3 protein-coding genes and 1 tRNA gene are annotated in these 2,788 nt (G+C 48.0%); 3 read left to right on the top strand and 1 reads right to left on the bottom strand.

What is annotated here, in order from left to right; genetic code table 11:
* On the bottom strand, window positions 1-872 hold an 872-nt coding region (gene pncB / locus DBO31_RS04030; protein WP_150824501.1), incomplete at its 3' end, for a nicotinate phosphoribosyltransferase.
* A 219-nt stretch (window positions 873-1,091) separates the two neighbouring features.
* On the opposite strand from pncB, the gene DBO31_RS04025 reads away from it, so the two are divergent.
* From DBO31_RS04025 to DBO31_RS04015, 3 genes are all read left to right on the top strand, one after another.
* On the top strand, window positions 1,092-1,994 hold the full coding sequence (locus tag DBO31_RS04025) for a DMT family transporter (protein ID WP_150824500.1): 903 nt from the start codon (window positions 1,092-1,094) through the stop codon (window positions 1,992-1,994).
* Window positions 1,995-2,170: 176 nt separating this feature from the next.
* Window positions 2,171-2,246 (top strand) — tRNA-Lys (locus tag DBO31_RS04020).
* Window positions 2,247-2,444: 198 nt separating this feature from the next.
* A partial coding sequence (locus DBO31_RS04015; RefSeq protein WP_150824499.1) for a DEAD/DEAH box helicase occupies window positions 2,445-2,788 on the top strand: 344 nt, incomplete at its 3' end.

Here is a 2,788-nt window from a genome sequence, read left to right as displayed (position 1 = left end):
TTGGAAGCGGCAATGACGGCATCAGGGAATCCCGCTGCTGCGAACATTTTATGCGCTTCTTTAGAAAGGTATGCCAGATCGCCACTGTCCAGACGGATGCCATAGAAAGAAGGCAGTGTTCCCGCTTCCTTCATTTCCCGGAATACCGTAATAGCATCGGGAACCCCTTGTTTCAGTGTATTATACGTATCGGCCAGGAGGATAAGACTGTTGGGATAATGTTTGGCATACGTGCGGAATGCTTCCAGTTCAGTCGGAAAACTCATGACCCAGCTATGGGCCATCGTCCCCATGACAGGCATGCCAAATTTAGCTCCCGAAAGCATATTGCTCGTGCCATTGAATCCGCCAATCATGGCAGACCGTGCACCATACACACCGGCAGAAGCCCCCTGGGCACGGCGCAGGCCGAATTCCATCAGGGTATCATCACCAGCAACACAGCGGACACGGCGGGCCTTGGTCGCAATCAGGCTTTCGTGATTCATGATCATAGACATGCACGTTTCCAGTAAAAGGGATTCATCTTTTGTCGTTTCTACACGCAGTAATACTTCCTGCGGAAATGCGACAGTCCCTTCTGGCATAGCATAAATGCTCCCCGTAAAATGGAATCGTTTTAGATAATCCAGAAAGGTATCTTTGAAAATACCCGTACTCTTCAAATAAGCCAGATCATCATCACTGAAATGGATATTCTTGACATAGTCAATGAGATGTTCCAGTCCGGCTACTACCGTATAACCCCCATTAAATGGATTATGCCGGTAATACCGGTCAAACACGCAGGCCTGATTGTGTTTGCCTTCGAAATACAGTCCCTGCATCATTGTCAGCTGATAAAGATCAGTCAACAAAGCATTTGTATACAATATTCTCGCCTCCCAATCATATTGACCTTATTATACATCAAATTTCAGCCCCATGCCAATGATTCGTTGACATTTTCTTTACATTGATGATTTACACCTGTCATGTCATCTTGTAGTAGGCGTATATGAACAAAACTACTTGCAGAATTATAGTAAATAAATACGCCGCTATATGGTATAATACGTATATTGTAAATTTTTCAAAAGGAATGGATAACCATGATAAAAGACCGTTTTTTCTTGTTAACCGCCACGTTTTTCTGGGGTTGTGCCTTTGTCGCCCAACGGGTGAGCACCGATACGATCGGTGCCTTTGCCTTCAATGGCATCCGCTTCTGGGTCGGAGCCCTTTCCATTGTGCCCGTCGTCTGGTGGATCAGTCGTAAACAGGCACCGGATTTTGACACGCCTCCTTCCTACTTGTCACTCCCTGCTGCTTGTGCCATCCTCGGGTTCGTATTGTATGCCGGCGCATCACTGCAGCAGATAGGCATGTTTTATACGACAGCGGGCAAAGCCGGCTTCATTACTGCTTTATACATCGTCGTCGTCCCGATTCTCGGACTGTTCCTGCGCAATCCCCTGCGTCTGTCCCATATAGCAGGATGCCTGACCGCTCTGGCCGGCCTGTACCTGTTGGCCTTCCACAGTGACGGCCAGCCACTTAATATCGGCGACGTGCTGGAACTGGCCGGCGTCCTCTTCTGGGCTCTCCATATCCTCATTGTCGATCGCTTCGTCCGCTATTATCGCGGCGTCTACCTAGCTTTAGGCCAATTCATATTCTGTGGCATTTATAACTTTCTTTCTATGCCCCTGGCGGGAGAAACACTGACCCTGGCTGCCGTTGCCGCATCGGCTATCCCCATCCTCTATTGCGGCATTTTTTCCAGCGGTGTCGGCTATACCCTGCAGATTGTCGGACAGGAACACGTGCCACCTACAGAAGCTTCACTCCTTCTCAGCTGTGAAATGATTTTCAGTGCCCTTGCTGGATTCTTTATACTCGGTGAATCGATGACTCTGCGGGAATTATCAGGATGTATCCTCATGTCTATCGGGATTTTTGCCGCCCAGATTCCCAGCCGTATCCTGTTTAACCCGGACAGAAAAGAGCAATAGATAGTCCTCATCAGATTTTTCATGCCACACAGGTCCGTATAGCTGTATATACAGACCTGTGTGGCATGAAATCGGCTTTATCTCGTTGCATCTGTATAAATCGAAAAAAAAGACTTGCATTTTTTCTTCAACTGGTGTAATATTATCAATGTGCTCAGCAAGAAGACACATCGCATGGACCATTAGCTCAGCTGGCAGAGCACCTGACTCTTAATCAGGGTGTCCAGGGTTCGATCCCCTGATGGTCCACCATAAAAGACACGGATAGCCATCGCATTTGTGCGGTGGCTATTTTTTATACGGTTACCGGACCCGTTGTCTTTGCCCCCATTTTGACCTCTGCTGCCTATAGGACCCAGGAACCATTCCACGCACGGGTATTTACAAAAAGCCCCTATCTTTTCAGAGAGCAAAATGATAGAATTAGATGTTCATACAAAAGGAGGAACTATGTTAGAAAAATTTCAAGAACTTAATATCAGTGAAGTCATCATCCGTGCCCTGAATGAAATGGGTTTTGAAGAACCAACCCCGATTCAGGCAGAATCCATACCTGTCGCCATGGCCGGCCGTGACATGATTGGCCAGGCACAGACCGGTACGGGAAAAACAGCCGCCTACGGCATCCCCGTATTGGAAAAAATCCTGGCAGCCCCACCCAGCAAAGAAATCCAGACAGTCATCTTATCGCCTACACGCGAACTGGCTATGCAGGTAGCGGAAGAAATGAATCATCTGGCCCAGTTCACACCGATTCAGGCACTGCCGATTTACGGCGGCCAGGATATGGAACG

The sequence above is a fragment of the Megasphaera sp. DJF_B143 genome, from assembly GCF_900320625.1.
GTDB lineage: Bacteria > Bacillota > Negativicutes > Veillonellales > Megasphaeraceae > Megasphaera > Megasphaera hexanoica.
Note: the sequence above shows the minus strand (reverse complement) of the source record. Positions and strands in the feature narration are given on the sequence as shown.

What these genes read in the sequence shown, in the direction of transcription:
- DBO31_RS04025 (WP_150824500.1), top strand. Translation starts at nt 1,092, where the DNA reads ATGATAAAAGACCGTTTTTTCTTGTTAACCGCCACGTTTTTCTGGGGT.